This is a genomic window from Micromonospora sp. CA-240977, assembly GCF_050942285.1.
Classification (GTDB): domain Bacteria; phylum Actinomycetota; class Actinomycetes; order Mycobacteriales; family Micromonosporaceae; genus Micromonospora.
In genome coordinates this window covers 3,670,791-3,687,435 of record NZ_CP192055.1, presented here as the reverse complement: position 1 = coordinate 3,687,435, position 16,645 = coordinate 3,670,791, and the positions used below count along the sequence as shown (strand labels likewise).

The window sequence follows — 16,645 nt, the reverse complement described above, 5'->3', positions numbered from 1 at the left end:
AATCTGCTCCTGCGAAGTCGGCGACATCGACACGGCGATGTCGACGCCGATGCCAGTCCAGCCGCGGGATCGGTCCGCAGTGGTCGGACCATGACGAGCGGAGGCACAGTCGCCGTCACGGCACCGGTGGTGGGAGACCCCGACACGACGTCCGGCATGCCCTGGGCGGACGTCACGCTCCGAGGTGCGACCAGCAGGCTCGCCCGGTGAGCCACAGGTGCGGCCGCCCTCAACCATCGACTGTGAGCGATAACATGCCGTTCGTCAAGTCGTAACGAATCGCGCTGCGGACGGGTTGCTCCGGTCGCGGTGTCGGAGAGCGGCGCTGCCGGAGCCGTACGCGGACGGCTCCGGCAGCGGGCGTCACTGGAACGAGACGTCGTCGACCAGGAGACTGTCGGTGCCCTCGGCCGTTTCGACGTAGAAGGTCGCGTTGGACAGCGTGCCGCTCCACGACACGGTCGTCGTGCCGGTGAGCAGGGTCCAGCCGTTGACGTTCACCCCCACGGCGGGGGTGAGCTGGAGATAGCTCGTCGTGCCGTTCGCGGTCAGCGACAGGGTCGCCTTGGCCGAGGGCGTGCCGCTCTGCGCCCGTACCCAGACGTTTGTGGTGTAGCTCTTGCCGTTGGTGAGCTTCGAGGTCACGTCCTGACCGGGGCCGTTCCACGCGGCGGTCCGGCCGGTGATCGACAGCGACCCGCCGCCGCCGTGGGCGGCGGCGGTGGTCCGGGAGAGCGTTCCGCTGCCGTGCACACCCCAGCCCGTGGTGCCGTTCTCCACGTCACCGTTGGTGAGCACGGTGCCGCTGCCGCCGGTGCCGCTGAACTGCCACCAGTTGATATTGAACAGGGTGCCGGTGCCGCCGGCGAAGCGCAGATACAGGTCATGGGTGCCGGTGGCGCCGTTCACCGCGCAACTGGTGGTGGTCCAGGCCTGCCAACCGCCGGTGCCCGCGACAGCGCAGGTCCCGACGAGCGGGCCGGTGGCACTGTCGAGACGGACCTCGATGCGCCCACCACTGCTCGCCGACGCGACCCGGGCCGTGAACGACGACGCGCCCGCGCCGAACGCCACACCCTTGACCTTGACGTAGTCGCCGTTCTCGATCCAACCGACGTTCATCCCACCCTCGGTGGAGACCTCCGTCTCGATCCCCGAACCCCACGCGATCGTCTCGGCCTCCTGCCGCACGTACGGATTCAGCGTGCCCACCTGCGGCACCCCCGCGGTACTCATCGTGATCGTCGGGAACGTGCCGTTGGAGTTGTACGAGAACTTCTCCACCGCCACCGACCGGGTGTAACCACCACCACCGGGCAACGCCCCGTTGTGATAGAAGAAATACGACCCACCACCAAAATCGACGACCCCGGCGTGATTGGTGAAACTAGCGCCCTGCCGCGCCATGATCGTCCCCCGGTACGTCCACGGCCCCGTCGGACCAGGCGCCGTCGAGTACGCGATGAACTCCGAACAACACTCCGCCGCGAACACGTTGTAATACAACCCGTTGCGCTTGAACACCCACGGCCCCTCCTCATACAAGGTCGGCCGACTCGCGTTACCACTACGCGTACCGAACCCCGCAGTGGTCAACGCGATCCGCGTCGCGCTCCCCGAGTAGGAAACCATGTCCGCGTTCAACCGCACATACCACAGACCCGGATTACCCCAGTACAGATACGCCTGCCCATCATCATCGATGAACACCGTCGGATCGATCTCGTTGTTCCCCACCAACGGCCGACCGATCGCATCCCGAAACGGACCCGTCGGCGAGTCCGCCACCCCCACCCCGATGACCATCTGCCCGTTCGACCGCTGCCGCACCGGCACGTACCAGTAGAACTTCCCGTTCCGCGCCACCACCTGACCAGCCCACGCGTTGGCATCCGCCCACGCGAACGTCGCCAAACTCATCGGCGAACCATGATCAGTCCAATTCACCATGTCCGCCGACGACCACACCCGCCAGTCCCTCATCGTGAAATACGTCGAGCCATCCTCATCATGACCCGTATACAGATACACCCGACCGTTGTACACCAACGGCGCCGGATCAGCCGTATAAATATGCTGAACAATAGGATTGTCCGCCTTCGCCGCGCTGGCGGGAACCAGGGCGAGAACGCAGACGAGGCTGGCGAGCCAGGCGATGGCTTGCCTGGCCCGGGTTGTGGTTCGAGCATTCACCTTCACGATTACTCCCACCGAGAGTGCGCCGTGCGCGGGTCTGAGTCGACGGGCCACCGCTACCCGGGTTGCCGTCGAGAGGGGCTTCACCGTGCGCGTACGAACCGGCACGGGCGGCAACCGTGTTAGCGCTAACAGATCTGTTTCGACACCTGCTCTCCGCTGGTGACCTGGACTTTTGAGTGGTGCGAGATGACCGTCGTAACCACATCGCAGCATTGATGTATCGACGTTGACATCCAAGATTTACGATGCACCGTACTGAGCGGCGTGACGGGCGTCAACGGACGGCAGCCGGCTCTCCGTCATCGGCCCGCCCGTTACGCACGGTTACCATCTGCCGGCCACAAGCCCCATACCGTCCATTTCGGATCGCGACCGCCGCCGCGACCGCCGCCGGCCAGGCACCAGGGTGGGCTGCCACCGGGCCGGCGCGCCCCGGATGGCCCGCCCGGCGACCTCGGGGGTTGCGAGCGTGTTAACGAGCAACTATGTTAGCGATCACATTGATGTACCACGATTAGGCCTTCCGCAGGCGTGCCCCTGGCGTCCACGGTGGCAGCTCGTCCGCTCGACGCGCGTTCGCCCTGGGCGCACCCTCCGCCGCGGCCACCGCCAGCGCGCACCGAGCCCTCCGAGCGCCGCGGGCCGCCCGGACACCACCTTCCGCACCACCCCGCAGCGCACCGTCCCGTACCGAATCTCCCGGAGGTTCCCATGCCACCCCCGCCCCTCAGCCGCCGCCACCTCCTGCAGGCCGCCGGAGCCACAGTGGTGCTCTCCGCGACCGGCACCACCTTCGCCGCCGGCAGCGCCGCGGCCGCCGTGGTTCCGCCGGCCCGGCCGGACATCGGCGTCTCGGCGTACCCGTTCGACCTCGGTCAGGTGCGGCTGACCTCCGGCCGCTGGATGGACAACCAGTCGCGGACGCTCAACTACCTGCGGTTCGTCGACGTCGACCGGATGCTCTACAACTTCCGCGCCAACCACCGGCTGTCCACGAACGGCGCCGCCACCAACGGGGGCTGGGACGCGCCCAACTTCCCGTTCCGGACCCACATGCAGGGCCACTTCCTGAGCGCGTGGGCGTACGCGTACGCCGTGCTGGGCGACACCACCTGCCGGGACAAGGCGAACTACATGGTCGCCGAGTTGGCCAAGTGCCAGGCCAACAACGGTGCCGCCGGGTTCGGTTCGGGCTACCTCTCCGGCTTCCCGGAGTCCGACTTCACCGCGCTCGAGGCACGGACGCTGTCCAACGGCAACGTGCCCTACTACTGCATCCACAAGACCCTCGCCGGGCTGCTCGACGTCTGGCGCTACACCGGCAACACGCAGGCCCGTACGGTGCTGCTGTCGCTGGCGGGCTGGGTCGACACCCGGACGGCCCGGCTGAGCTCCAGCCAGATGCAGTCGATGCTGGGCACCGAGTTCGGGGGCATGAACGACGTGCTCACCGACATCTACCAGCAGACCGGCGACAGCCGGTGGCTCACCACGGCGCAGCGGTTCGACCACGCGGCCGTGTTCAACCCGCTGGCCGCCAACCAGGACCAGCTCAACGGGCTGCACGCGAACACGCAGGTCCCCAAGTGGATCGGCGCCGCCCGCGAGTACAAGGCCACCGGGACCACCCGTTACCGGGACATCGCCAGCAACGCGTGGCGAATCACCGTCGGCGCGCACACCTACGCCATCGGCGGCAACAGCCAGGCGGAGCACTTCCGGGCGCCGAACGCGATCGCCGGATACCTCAGCAACGACACGTGCGAGCAGTGCAACACGTACAACATGCTCAAACTGACCCGGGAGCTGTGGCTGCTCGACCCGAGCCGGGCGGACTACTTCGACTTCTACGAGCGCGCGCTGATCAACCACCTGATCGGCGGACAGAACCCGGCCGACAGCCGCGGCCACATCACCTACTTCACCCCGCTGCGGCCGGGTGGTCGTCGGGGCGTGGGCCCGGCGTGGGGTGGCGGCACCTGGAGCACCGACTACAACTCGTTCTGGTGCTGCCAGGGCACCGGCCTGGAGATCAACACGAGGTTGATGGACTCCATCTACTTCTACAACGGCACCACGCTGAGCGTGAACCTGTTCGCACCATCGGTGCTGGACTGGACGCAGCGCGGCATCACCGTCACCCAAACCACCAGCTTCCCGGTCAGTGACACCAGCACCCTGACCCTGAGCGGCACGATGAGCGGCTCGTGGAGCATCCGGGTGCGGATCCCGTCCTGGACCAACGGCGCGACGATCGCTGTCAACGGCACCGTGGAGAACGTCACCACCACGCCGGGCAGCTACGCCACCGTCACCCGCACCTGGGCCGCGGGCGACACCATCACCGTACGGCTGCCGATGCAGGTCGTCGTCCGGGCCGCCAACGACAACGCCAACGTCGGCGCGGTCACGTACGGCCCGACAGTGCTCGCCGGCAACTACGGCAACACGGCCCTGAGCACCCTGCCCACCCTCACCGTCTCCTCGGTCACCCGGACCAGCACCAGCTCGCTCGCGTTCACCGCCAGCGCCAACGGGTCCACGGTGAACCTCGCCCCCTTCTACGACGCCCACGGCTACAACTACACGGTCTACTGGAACACCAACGGCAGCGGCGGCCCCACCGGCAGCTACCGCCTGCTCAACGTCGGCACCGGGCTGGTCCTCGGCGTCCAGAACATGTCCACCGCCGACGGTGGTCTGGCCGTGCAGTGGAGCGACAGCGGTACCGCCGACCACAACTGGGTGGTCGTGACCGACGGCAACGCGGTCCGGTTCCGCAACGTCAACAGCGGCAAGGTGCTCGGTGTGGAGAACATGTCCACCGCCGACAACGCTCGGGTCCTGCAGTGGGCGGACAACGGCACCGCCGACCACCGGTGGATCCTCGTGGACAACGGCGACGGAACCTACAAGATCCGCAACGTCAACAGCAACAAGCTGCTCGGCATCCTGAACGCGTCGACCGCCATGGGCGCACAGGCGGTACAGGACTCGGACAACGGCAGCGCGGACAACCGGTGGCGGCTGGTCCGCAACGCCTGACGATCCGCCCAGCTCGCCGGCCCACCGGCGCGGTCGCCCCGATGACCGCGCCGGTGACGCCGGGCGGGCGGTCGGCTGCGGTCGTACAGTGGGCAGGGTCCTGGCCCCAGTGATCGTGGCGGATCTGTCGGCTCGCGCCGGCGCCCGCCCGGAAGGAGCACAGTGCACCGACCCCTTCGGGCCGCTCTCGGCGGCACCCTGACCGCCGCCCTGCTGACCTGCGTCGCCGTCGCGCCCGCCCAGGCGCATCCCGCGGAACGGCTGCCCACCGTCCTCGCCCTGCCCGACGGGTTCGCCCCCGAGGGCATCGCCACCGCCGGCCGGTACGCGTACCTCGGCTCCCGCGCCACCGGCGCCATCCAGCGCGTCGACCTGGTCACCGGTCGGGGTACGACGATCGGTGCGGTCACCGGCACCCCGTCCCTCGGTCTCAAGATCGATCCACGCGGCCGGCTCTTCGTCGCCGGGGGCACCGCGGGCGACGCCCGCGTGCTCGACACCCGTACCGGCGAGGTGCTGGCGCGCTACCAGTTCGCCACCACCCCGACGTTCGTCAACGACGTCGTCCTGACCCGCGACGCCGCGTACTTCACCGACTCGCACCGACCGGTGCTCTACCGGCTGCCGCTCGGTCGCGGTGGCGCGCTGCCACCCGCCGACGGGTTCACCACCATCGCGCTGACCGGCGCGTACGAGCAGGTCGGCACCGGCGTGAACCTCAACGGCATCGCCACCACACCGGACGGGAGGGCGCTGATCGTCGTCCAGTCCAACACCGGGACGCTGTACCGGGTCGACCCGGCGACCGGAGCGACCACCGTCGTGGACGTGCCCGGTTACACGTTCACCAACGGCGACGGGCTGCTGCTGCGCGGACGCACCCTCTACGTCGTGCAGAACAGCCTCAACCAGATCGCGGTGGCCACGCTGAACGACGCCGGCACCACGGGAACGGTCACCGGCACCATCACCGACCCGAACTTCGACGTACCCACCACCGTCGCCGAGGCGCTGGGCAGGCTCTACCTGCCCAACGGCCGCTTCACCACGCCACCGACGCCGACCACGCCGTACACGGTCGTCGCGGTCCGCGCCCGCTGAGCGACCCGAGGGGGTACGCGCACCGCGGGTGTCCCCTCGGCCCTGCGCGCGGGGGACCTGCCGTCAGTAGGATCGCGGGCACCACGGCGAAGACTGTCGCCTCCTGCACCCGGAGCCCGCGTGGCCGACCGCCGCACGCACCGTCTTCTGCGTCGAGCCCTGGCCGTCGGCTGCCTGATCGCCGCCGCCGGGCTGCCCGCCGGGCCGCCGGTGTCGAGCCCGACGGACCGCACCGGGCCGACGATCCTGCGGGTGCTGCAGATGAACCTCTGCAACAGCGGCCGCGCCGGCTGTTACACCGGCCAATCCCTGCAACGGGCCACTGAGGTGATCAGCGCCGAGGCACCCGATCTGGTCACCCTCAACGAGATCTGCCAGGACGACGTGGCCGTCCTGGAACGGGCGTTCGCGACGGTCCACACCGGGTGGCGCGTCGTCTCCGCCTTCCAGGCGGCCGGTGACCGCCCCAGCGGAGGCGACACCCTGTGCCGCAACGGCCAACCGTACGGCGTGGGACTGCTGACCCGGGCGCGGACGCCGGACACCGTGCCCGCCGTGTACCGGGGGATCCACCCGACGCAGGACCTCGCGGACCCCGAGGAACGCGCCTGGCTCTGCGTCGACGTCGACGCGGTCCTGCTCGCCTGCACCACGCATCTGGCAGCCACCAGTTACGCTGTCGCGCTCGCCCAGTGCCGCCAACTGCTCGACACGATCCTGCCGACGATCCGCCGGCGCACCGGGCACACGCCCATCCTGCTGAGCGGCGACCTCAACCTCCACGACGGCGGCGACCCCGATGTGCGGTCCTGCGCGCCGCCGGGTCACCAGCGCATCGACGACGGCGCGCGGCAACACATTGTGGCGACAACCGACATCGGCCTCTGTTGCCGCAGGTCGGTGCCCATGCGCGGGGCGACCGACCACCCCGCCCTGCTGGCCACCCTCAGCATCGACGGCCGACCGCCGACCTGACCACACCCCGGCCGCGCCGCGTCCCCGTCAGCGGGGTGGGGTGTCCCGGCGGGACGGGAACGGGGTGCCCGGCTGGCCGAGGGTGGAGCGGGCGCGCAGCCCGACCGGGTCCGGGGCGACGGTGGGCGTCGCGGCGGCCGGCTCCGGGACCCGTCGCCCGTTCAGGTAGGCGGCGGCGGCCCGGTCGTCGTCGGTCGGGGCGGCGAGCAGGGCGTAGAGCAGACCGACCACGCCGAAGATCACCGCCGCCATGATCGGCACCAGCAGCGTGCTCACCTGGGCGCCGGTCACCCCGTCCGCACGTTCGTGCCGGTGCACCGACAGGGCGCTCATCCCGGTGAAGTGCATACCGTTCACGGCGATGCCCATGACCAGCGCGGAGGCGAAGATCGCCAGCCCGCGTCGGACGGTCATCGCGAGCCACAGCGCGACGGTGGACGCCACGACAGCGATGACCACCGAGAGCACGACCCGGACGGTGTCGTAGCCGAGACTGCCGTTGAGGCGCATCGCCGCCATCCCGGTGTAGTGCATGGAGGCCACCCCGACGCCGGTGAAGACACCACCGGCGACCAGGCGTACCGGATGCAACCGGCCGGTGCCCACGATGGCCAGGCCGATACCGACCGCCACCACGGCGATGGCCGTGCTCGCCACGGTCAGCGGCACGTCGTAGCGGATCCGGGTGCCGTCGACGGCGAAGCCCAGCATGGCCATGAAGTGCATCGCCCAGATGGCGGTGCCGCCCAACGCCCAGGCCGCCAGCAGACCCCACCAGGCCCGCTGGCCGGCCGTGCGGGCGGTACGAATGCGCCCGGCGCAGACCAGCCCGAGGATCGAACCGAGCACGGACAACGCGTAGCTCGACGCGGGCGTGATCCACCCGTACTCAAAGTGATTGATGTCCGCCACAGCGGCCTTCTCCCGTTCGTTACCGGCGCGTCAACAATGAGCGCTCGGCAATGATCAGGGGTGGTGTGATCAGGCGCAACAGCGCCCCCCGAGCTGTTCGGGGGGTGCTGTCGCGGTGACTGTCCGACGCGTCGATTCGCCGGGGAGCGTCACTGAGAGTGACGTTAGGCGGAGGTGTGGTACGCCAGCACACCCCGGTTGACGGCCGCGATGGCCTGCCGGGCGGTGGACCGCAGCTCCGGCGAGGCGCCGCCGGAGTCGGCAAGCTGACCGAGCAGGTCGACCACCTGTCGCGCCCACCGGACGAAGTCACCGGCGGGCATCTCACCGTCGATCTCGTGACCGCTGCCGAGCACCTTGGCGAGCGCCTCGCCCCGGGCCCACCGGTAGACCGGCCAGGCGAAGCCCAGATCCGGCTCCCGGGTCGCGGTCAGCCCGCGCGTCGCCTCGTCGGCCTCGATCTCGCTCCAGAGCTTCACCGTCTCGTCCACCGCGTCGGCCACCGGCCCCCGCGGCAACGACGCCCGCTCGTCGACGTCGCGGCGCGCCTCGAAGACCACCACCGACACCGCGGCGGCCAACTCGGACGGGGACAGGCCGTTCCACACCCCCCGGCGCAGGCACTCGGCGACCAGCAGGTCCGCCTCGGTCCAGATCCGACCGAGCATCCGGCCGGCGTCGGTGACCGCGCCGTCGCGAGCGAGATAACCGCGGTCGGTCAACAGCGCCACGATCCGGTCGAAGGTCCGCGCGAGGGACCCGGTCCGCCCGGAGACCCGCTCGCGCAGTTCCTCCGTGTCGCGCTCCAGCCGCCGCCGGCGCTCCGCCCAGCGGGCGTGGTCCTCCCGCTCCGGGCAGGCGTGGCAGGGGTGGTTGCGCAGCTCGGTGCGGAGCTGGGCGATCTGGTGGTCCTCGCCGGCCGACTGTCGGGACCGGCCACCCCGTCGGCCGCCGTGCCGATCCAGGCCGGTGCCGCTGACCTCGGCGGCGAGGTCCCGGCGGGCGCCCGGCGACCGGTGGTTGAAGTGCTTGGGCACCCGGATCCGGGCCAGCACCTCGGCCGGAGTGGTGAAGTCGCCGGGGCTGACCCGGCCCGCCCACCGATCCTGGGTCAGCACCAGCGGCCGAGGCTCACCGAACCCGCCGGTCGCCGGGTCCAGCACGACGGCCAGCCCGGCCCGTCGGCCCGACGGCACCCGGATCACGTCACCGATCCGCAGCCGCTCCAGCGACGCCACCGCGGCGGCCTTGCGCTGGGTCTGCCCCTGCCGGGCGATCGCCTTCTCCCGCTCCGCGATCGCCACCCGCAGCGCGAAGTACTCGTCGAAGTCACCGTGGTGGCAGGCGGCCTCCGCGCCGTACGCCTCGATGGTCTCGGTGTTGCGCTGCACCTGCCGGGCCAGGCCGACCACCGACCGGTCTGCCTGGAACTGGGCGAACGAGGACTCCAGCAGCGCCCGGGCGGGCTCCGCGCCGACCGTACCAACCAGATTCACCGCCATGTTGTACGACGGCCGGAAACTGGAACGCAGCGGGTACGTGCGGGTGGACGCGAGCCCGGCCACGTGCCGCGGGTCGGTCTCCGGGGACCACACCACGACGGCGTGCCCCTCCACGTCGATGCCACGGCGGCCGGCCCGGCCGGTGAGCTGCGTGTACTCCCCCGGCGTCAGGTCGACGTGCGCCTCACCGTTGTACTTGACAAGCCGTTCCAGGACCACGCAACGGGCCGGCATGTTGATGCCCAACGCCAGGGTCTCGGTGGCGAAGACCGCCTTGACCAGGCCGCGGACGAACAACTCCTCGACGATCTCCTTGAACACCGGCAGCATGCCGGCGTGGTGGGAGGCCAGGCCCCGCTCCAAGCCGTCGAGCCACTCCCAGTAGCCCAGCACCGACAGGTCCTCGCCCGGGATGGCGGTGACCCGCGACTCGACGACCCGGCGGATCTCGGCCCGCTCGTCGGGCGAGGTGAGGCGCAGACCGGCGGCGAGACACTGCTGCACCGCGGCGGCGCACCCGGCCCGGCTGAAGATGAACAGGATCGCCGGGAGCAGACCCTCCCGGTCCAGCCGGTCGACGATGTCCGGGCGCATCGGGCCACGCCAGCGCGGACCCCGCCGACCGGCGCCGGGCCCCGCGCTGCGACCCTCGCCCAACTCCAGCCGCCGCGCTGTCTCCCGGGTGTAGCGCAGCAGCTCCGGGTGCACGTCGTGCTTACGGGCGGCGTCCGCGTCGTGGAACAGGTCGAACATCCGCTTACCGACGAGCATGTGCTGCCACAACGGCACCGGTCGGTGCTCGCTGACCACCACGGCGGTCTCGCCGCGCACGGTGACCAGCCAGTCGGCGAACTCCTCGGCGTTGGACACGGTCGCCGACAACGAGACCAGGGTGACCGAGGCGGGCAGGTGGATGATCACCTCTTCCCACACGCCACCGCGGAACCGGTCGGCCAGGTAGTGCACCTCGTCCATCACCACGTACGCCAGCCCCTGCAGGGTGCTGGAGCCCGCGTAGAGCATGTTGCGCAGCACCTCGGTGGTCATCACCACCACCGGCGCGTCACCGTTTATCGCGTTGTCGCCGGTCAACAGGCCGACCTGCTCGACGCCGTACCGGGCGACCAGGTCGTGGTACTTCTGGTTGGACAACGCCTTGATCGGTGTCGTGTAGAAGCACTTGCGCCGGGCCGGCGGGTCGTCGCCGGGCGCCGGGTCGCCGGGCCGCCCGCGCAACGCCAGGTGGACCGCGAACTCCCCCACCACTGTCTTACCGGCGCCGGTCGGGGCGCAGACCAGCACACCGCTGCCCCGCTCCAGTGACTGACACGCCTCCCGCTGAAAGTCGTCGAGGTCGAACCCCAGGTCAAGGGCGAACTCGTCCAGCGCCGGAAACTCTGCGGCCTGTGCGGCCCGGCGGCGCGCCGCTGCGTACCGCTCGGCGGGGCTCGACATGGCACCAAGATTAGTGCGTGCCGCGACGGGACACCCAGCAAGGCCGACCGGTTGGGCCGTCCGGGGCGGTCGGTAGGGTGCACGGCGTGCCGGACCATGCCGAACCGCCCCAGACTCGTTCGCCGGGCAGCCCCGAGGCCGCCGCCCCCCGGGCGTCCCGACGGCCCGTCAAGGCGGTGCTCTTCGACTTCCACGGCACCCTGGCGCAGGTGGAGGAGCCCCGGCAGTGGGTGCTGGCGGCCGCGGCGGCGTGCGGGGTCACCCTGGACCGGGTCCGCGCCACCTCGCTGGCCGACCGGCTGCTGACCGCCGGGCGCGCCGGCGGGCCACTGCCGGCCCGGGTGCCACCCCGACTGGCCGAGCTGTGGGCCGACCGGGATCTCTACCAGCACGCCCACCGGGGCGCGTACACCGGGCTGGCCGAGACCGTCGACGCGGGCATCGAGGGCTTCGCCGACGCGCTCTACGAGCGGCTGCTGACCGCCGAGGGCTGGTTGCCGTACCCGGACACCGCGCCCACACTGGCCGCGCTGCGCGCCGCCGGAGTGCCCGTGGCGGTGGTCAGCAACATCGGCTTCGACCTGCGACCGCACTTCGACGCCTGGGGGTTGACCGACCTGGTCGACGCGTTCGTGCTGTCCTACGAGGTGGGGCGCTGCAAGCCCGACCCGGCGATCTTCTGGCGGGCCTGCGGGATGCTCGGCGTCGACCCGGAGCAGACGCTGATGGTCGGCGACACCCCGGCGGACGCGGGCGCGGTGGCGGCCGGCTGCGCGGTGTTGGTGCTCCCCACGGCCGACCCGGGTCGGGAGAACGGGCTGGGCGCCGTGCTGGACCTCGCCCTGCCGGGCTGACCGGCGTTTCGTACCGTCAGTCGGGAATGTGAATCACCGGTAGCTCGCCGTCGCCGTACCGGTCCTCCCCGGTGAGGATCGAGGCGTCGTGGTCGAGGCAGGCGAGCGCTGTGGTGGCGAGATCGGCACGACCGGTCACCGTGCGCCAGTAGCTCAGCTCGTGCCAGTGGTGCCCCTCGGTGGCGAGCACCTCGCAGGCGTCGAGGGTCAGCAGCCGGTGCAGGGTCGCCCGTTCCTTGGGGTCGCTGACGATCGCCAGCGCCTCCGCCACGGTCACCGCCGTGACACCGAACCGGTTGCGGTCCTGGATGACCTCGTGCAGCGGCTCACCGACGTGCACCGACCCCGCCAGGTAGGCAAGCAGCGCCGAGCGGTCCAGCACGAGCCGGACCGGACGGTCGTCCCCCGCGCTCACGCAGCCGACTGGTCGGCGGTGCCAGCGGCGTCCAGCGCGTGTTGGCGGGCCCGCTCGCGAAGCGCGCTGCGGCGCTCGGGCGACCACTCGGCCTCCACCGCGGCACGACGAGCGCGCGCCTCGGCCACGCCCTGCTCGGTGATCTGGATGCCCTGGTGGGCCAGCTCCGCGTCCAGGGCGTCCAGACGCATGCGGTCCCGGACGGCCTGGGTGACGTACGCGCTGGCGTTGGACTCGTGCTCCAGGCGCTCCGCCACGTCGGGTGGCACGGAGATCGACAGTTTCCGCATCGCGCTGGTCATACCCCGGACGGTACGCCGGTAGCACCGGGTTGGCGACCACCGACGGCCGTGTCGGCGTCGCGGTCCCCCGTGCACGACCAGAGCGGTCGGGCGTGGCGCCACCCCACCCCGCCTCCGACGGGGGCTCGCGTTTCGGCAGGTGGATACCGCCGTGCGGCAGTCGGAGCGGACCGCCTACCGTCCTGCCCGTGACCGAGATCCTGCTGCCCACGCCACCGCCGACCGACACGCCACCGACCCGGCGCGGTGGCGTCGTCGCCGTGGGGCTGGTGCTCGGCGGGGCCCTGTCGGTGCAGTTCGGCTCCGCCGTGGCCGCGTTGCTCTTTCCGCGTACCGGGGTGGCCGGCGCGGTGACCCTGCGACTGACCATCTCGGCGGTGCTGCTGCTCATCGTGTGCCGGCCCCGGCTGCGTGGGCACGACCGGTCGGCCTGGCTCGCGGCGGGCGCGTTCGGGCTGGCGCTGGCCGGCATGAACTCGCTGTTCTACCAGGCCATCGACCGCATCCCGCTGGGTCCGACGGTGACGCTGGAGGTGCTCGGCCCGTTGGCGCTGTCGGTGTTCAGCGCCCGACGACTGGCCAGCTGGGGCTGGGCGGGGCTGGCGCTGGCCGGGGTGGCCCTGCTCGGGCAGGGCGGCTTCGACCGGCTCAACCCGGTCGGGGTGGCCTTCGCGTTCGGCGCCGGCGCCATGTGGGCCGCGTACATCGTGTTGAGCGCCCGGGTCGGCAGCCGGTTCCCGGGCGCGGACGGGCTGGCCCTGGCGTTGGCCCTCGCCGCGCTTGTCACCCTGCCGCTGGGCATCGTCGACGGCGGCGCGGTGCTGCTCGACCCGCCGGTGCTGGCGCTCGGCACGGCCCTCGCGGTGCTCGCCTCCGGGCTGCCCTACACCCTGGAGCTGGTGGCGCTGCGACGGATGCCGACCGGCACGTTCGCGGTGCTGATGAGCCTCGGCCCGGCCATCGCCACGCTCGCCGGGTGGCTGGTGCTGCGGCAGGCCCTGACCCTGCTGGAGTGCGCCGCCATCGTGCTGGTCATCGCGGCCAGCATCGGAGCGGTACGGGTCAACGCAGCAGCCGCAGCGCGCCCGGAACGGCGCTGATCGTCACCGGCAGTTCCAGGGAGCGTTCCCCGTCGGCGTACGTGACGATGCCGTCGGCGGCCACCTCCACAATGCGGGCCCGGTAGCTGGTCACCAGCGGATGGCTCACGTGGGTGCCCTGGTAGATGCGCGGCTTCACCCGGATCAGGGTCCGGCGATCGACCCGACCCGCCACCACCACGTCGAGCAGCCCGTCGGTCGGGTCGGCGTCGGGGCAGATCCGCATCCCGCCGCCGTACGTCGGGCAGTTGCCCACCGCCACCAGCACCGCGTCCAGCTCGTGCGCGACCCCGTCGAGGCGCAACGTGTAGCGGCGCGGGCGCAGCCGGGCCAGCTCGACAAGGATCGCCAGGTCGTACCGGCGGGGGCCGCGCGGCCAGCGCATCCGGTTGGCCCGCTCGTTGACTATCGCGTCGAACCCGGCCGCGAGGACGGCCCCGAACCACCGCTCGGCGCCATCGGCCCCGGTCATCCGCGCCAGGTCGACGACCCGGGTGCGGTCGGCCCGCAGCGCTGACGCGATCACGTCCACCGCCGCCACCGGGTCGGCGGGAAAACCGGTGTCGAGGGCGAAGTCGTTGCCGGTCCCCGCCGGCACCGGGCCGAATGGCACCTCGGTGCCGGCGACCGCCTGCATCGCCCGGTGCACGGTGCCGTCCCCACCGATCGCGACGAGCGCGCCGATGCCGTCGGCGACGGCGGCACGGCAGGCCGCCTCCGCCTCACCCGGAGTGGCCGCCGGCAGCACCCGGACCGGCCGGCCGGCGGCGGCCAACCCGTCCAGCAGCCGGGGCAGCAGGGCGCGGTGCCGCCCCCGACCGGCGGTCGGGTTGGCAAGCACCGCCACGGGGCCACCAGCGAGCGGGGCCGGGCCGCCCGCGGGCGGGCCGGGAAGGTGATCGTCTGCGGTCACGGGCAGCACCGTACCGGTCGGACACCCGACGTTCACCGGGGGCAGGCGCGGTCGCCACCGGTCCCGCCACCGAGGCCGCGGGTAACGCGGCGACGCCGCCCCCGGACAACGGGGACGGCGTCGGCTGACCGGGCGGCGCGGGGCCGTCAGGTCATGTCGTCGTAGCGGCGCTCGATCGGGGCCGGCTTGGCGATCGGCTCGGGCACACCGATCGGCGCGGTCGCGTCGACCCGTTGCCCGGCCACGACCGGGTCCGCGTCGAACTCCAACGGCGACACCTCGTCGTCGTCGAGGCCGGCGTAGATCTCCTTGCCCCGCCCACGCCGCTTGTCGTTGATGAACGCCACGCCCACCGCCACGAAGTACAGCAGCGAGAGGGAGACCGCCAGCAACGTCATGCCGAACGGACCCGGATCCGGAGTCGCGATCGCGGCGAAGGCGAAGGAGATGAAGATGACCGCCCGCCACCAGCTCAACAACCGGCGTGCGCTGGCCACCCCGGTGAAGTTGAGCATCAACAGGATCAGCGGAAACTCGAACGCCACCCCGAACAACAGGATCATGTTGGTGACGAACGAGATGTAGCGGGTGACCTCCAACTGGGTGGAGAGGCCGGTCACGCCCGCCTCCAGCAGGAACGCGAGGCCCTTGTCCACGACGAGGTAGGCCAGGACGGCTCCACCGGCGAACAGCGGCGCCGCGATCGCGACGAAGACGTACGCCCACTTGCGCTCGTGCCGGTGCAACCCCGGAGCGATGAACGCCCAGAGCTGGTACAACCAGACCGGCGCCCCGACGATCAGGCCGATCCAGAGCGCCAGCTTCAGCTTCAGGATGAAGCCGTCCGCGGGCGACAGCTGAATGAACGAGTGGCAGTCGCCGAACTCGTCAATGGCGCCCGGCAAACTGCAGTAGGGCTCCTTCAGCAGGTCGAACGCCGGCTGAGCCAGAAAGAAGCCGACGATCAGGCCGGCGACGATCGCCAGTGAGGCGCGGAACAACCGGTCGCGCAGCTCGCGGACGTGCTCGATCAGGGTCATCGAGCCGTCGGCGGCCCGCTCGAACGACTTGGGGCCGCGTTTGCGCAGTGCGAAGGCCACGGTGGTGGGGCCCTTCGGTCAGTTGTCGCGGACGCGGTGCACCGGGTCGACGACCGGCTGCTGCGTCGGCGCCTGCTGGTACGGCGCCTGCTGCGGCTGCCCGGCGTACGGCGCCTGCTGCGGCTGCCCGGCGTACGGCGCCTGCTGCCCGGCGTGCGGCGGCAGCGGCTGGTAACCGGCCTGCGCGTCGGCCTTCTCGGCGAGGTCGCGGTCGTCGTCCTGCAGGCTCTTGGTCTCGGCCTTGATGATCCGCAGCGACCGACCCAGGGAGCGGGCAGCGTCGGGAAGCCGCTTCGCACCGAAGAGCAGGATCAGCACAACCACGAGAACAGCGATGTGCCACGGCTTGAGGGCACCCATGAGAAGCTCCAGTCGCTCTGTGTCCGGGGGGTGGTACGCAGCCCATCGTACGTGCGGATCGGCTGCCTGCCACCCGCCGGGTGGGGGTGGTTCGACCCGAAGGGTGAAGTCTTGACCAACGCGCGATGATCCGTCAACCATCGCCAGGTGCGGCTCGATCAGCCGCGCCTGGCCCTGATCACCGCGAGCCGCCGCGCCGTGGTGTCGAGTTGGCGTTGGACCTCCTCGGCGCGCTGCTGCAACACCTCGGCGGTCCCCCGCAGCGCCTCGGCCTCGGCGGCCCGCCGCTGCAACGCCACAGCGGCGCGACGCAGCCGAGGCAGCCGGGTCAGCACCGGGCGCACGGCCAGCGCGAGCGCCACCAGCGGAAGCAACACGACAGCGAGCACGATCCAGATCAGCACGGCGGTCA

At 71.2% G+C, this 16,645-nt stretch carries 14 protein-coding genes; 5 read left to right on the top strand and 9 right to left on the bottom strand.

The features are described 5' to 3' along the window. Positions 1-363 precede the first annotated feature (363 nt). Positions 364-2,193 carry a family 43 glycosylhydrolase gene (locus tag ACQPWW_RS16985; RefSeq protein WP_433134391.1) on the bottom strand — a complete coding sequence of 610 codons (1,830 nt, stop codon included), beginning with the start codon at positions 2,191-2,193 and terminating at the stop codon, positions 364-366. Positions 2,194-2,910: 717 nt separating this feature from the next. Here ACQPWW_RS16985 and ACQPWW_RS16980 point away from each other — a divergent pair. The 3 genes from ACQPWW_RS16980 (at position 2,911) to ACQPWW_RS16970 (ending at position 7,320) form a co-directional block, all read left to right on the top strand. Then, on the top strand, positions 2,911-5,244 hold the full coding sequence (locus tag ACQPWW_RS16980) for a beta-L-arabinofuranosidase domain-containing protein (RefSeq protein WP_433133845.1): 2,334 nt from the start codon (positions 2,911-2,913) through the stop codon (positions 5,242-5,244). A 162-nt stretch (positions 5,245-5,406) separates the two neighbouring features. Continuing rightward, positions 5,407-6,345, top strand: a complete 939-nt coding sequence (locus ACQPWW_RS16975; protein WP_433133843.1) for a superoxide dismutase — start codon at positions 5,407-5,409, stop codon at positions 6,343-6,345. Between the two features lie 120 nt (positions 6,346-6,465). Then, positions 6,466-7,320 carry an endonuclease/exonuclease/phosphatase family protein gene (locus ACQPWW_RS16970; RefSeq protein ID WP_433133841.1) on the top strand — a complete coding sequence of 285 codons (855 nt, stop codon included), beginning with the start codon at positions 6,466-6,468 and terminating at the stop codon, positions 7,318-7,320. Positions 7,321-7,347: 27 nt separating this feature from the next. Here the strand turns inward: ACQPWW_RS16970 and ACQPWW_RS16965 are convergent, their stop codons facing one another. Both ACQPWW_RS16965 and ACQPWW_RS16960 read right to left on the bottom strand, forming a co-directional pair. Beyond that, positions 7,348-8,232: an MHYT domain-containing protein gene (locus ACQPWW_RS16965; RefSeq protein ID WP_433133839.1), complete on the bottom strand. Its 885-nt coding sequence runs from the start codon at positions 8,230-8,232 to the stop codon at positions 7,348-7,350. A 164-nt stretch (positions 8,233-8,396) separates the two neighbouring features. Continuing rightward, positions 8,397-11,189, bottom strand: a complete 2,793-nt coding sequence (locus ACQPWW_RS16960) for a DEAD/DEAH box helicase (protein ID WP_433133837.1) — start codon at positions 11,187-11,189, stop codon at positions 8,397-8,399. A gap of 86 nt (positions 11,190-11,275) precedes the next feature. Here ACQPWW_RS16960 and ACQPWW_RS16955 point away from each other — a divergent pair, with 86 nt between their 5' ends. Beyond that, a complete protein-coding gene (locus tag ACQPWW_RS16955; protein ID WP_433133835.1) occupies positions 11,276-12,043 on the top strand; it encodes an HAD family hydrolase in 768 nt (255 codons plus the stop codon). A 16-nt stretch (positions 12,044-12,059) separates the two neighbouring features. On the opposite strand, the gene ACQPWW_RS16950 is transcribed toward ACQPWW_RS16955, so the two are convergent. Together ACQPWW_RS16950 and ACQPWW_RS16945 are read right to left on the bottom strand one after the other, a co-directional pair. Beyond that, positions 12,060-12,458, bottom strand: a complete 399-nt coding sequence (locus ACQPWW_RS16950; protein ID WP_433133833.1) for a hypothetical protein — start codon at positions 12,456-12,458, stop codon at positions 12,060-12,062. Then, positions 12,455-12,760, bottom strand: coding sequence for a hypothetical protein (locus ACQPWW_RS16945; protein WP_433133831.1), 306 nt, complete (start codon positions 12,758-12,760; stop codon positions 12,455-12,457). Before ACQPWW_RS16945 ends, ACQPWW_RS16950 begins: the two co-directional genes overlap by 4 nt. Before the next feature lie 188 nt (positions 12,761-12,948). Between ACQPWW_RS16945 and ACQPWW_RS16940 the strand changes: the two genes are divergently transcribed. Beyond that, positions 12,949-13,860, top strand: a complete 912-nt coding sequence (locus ACQPWW_RS16940; RefSeq protein WP_433133829.1) for an EamA family transporter — start codon at positions 12,949-12,951, stop codon at positions 13,858-13,860. On the opposite strand, the gene ACQPWW_RS16935 is transcribed toward ACQPWW_RS16940, so the two are convergent. The 4 genes from ACQPWW_RS16935 to ACQPWW_RS16920 all read right to left on the bottom strand — a co-directional run bounded on the left by ACQPWW_RS16935 (position 13,823) and on the right by ACQPWW_RS16920 (position 16,637). Then, on the bottom strand, positions 13,823-14,773 hold the full coding sequence (locus ACQPWW_RS16935) for a diacylglycerol kinase family protein (protein WP_433133827.1): 951 nt from the start codon (positions 14,771-14,773) through the stop codon (positions 13,823-13,825). The genes ACQPWW_RS16940 and ACQPWW_RS16935 overlap by 38 nt on opposite strands. A gap of 146 nt (positions 14,774-14,919) precedes the next feature. Next, positions 14,920-15,873, bottom strand: a complete 954-nt coding sequence (gene tatC, locus ACQPWW_RS16930; RefSeq protein ID WP_433133825.1) for a twin-arginine translocase subunit TatC — start codon at positions 15,871-15,873, stop codon at positions 14,920-14,922. Positions 15,874-15,891: 18 nt separating this feature from the next. Continuing rightward, positions 15,892-16,233: a Sec-independent protein translocase subunit TatA gene (gene tatA, locus ACQPWW_RS16925; RefSeq protein WP_433133823.1), complete on the bottom strand. Its 342-nt coding sequence runs from the start codon at positions 16,231-16,233 to the stop codon at positions 15,892-15,894. A 158-nt stretch (positions 16,234-16,391) separates the two neighbouring features. Continuing rightward, positions 16,392-16,637, bottom strand: a complete 246-nt coding sequence (locus ACQPWW_RS16920; RefSeq protein ID WP_433133821.1) for a hypothetical protein — start codon at positions 16,635-16,637, stop codon at positions 16,392-16,394. Positions 16,638-16,645: the final 8 nt, after the last annotated feature.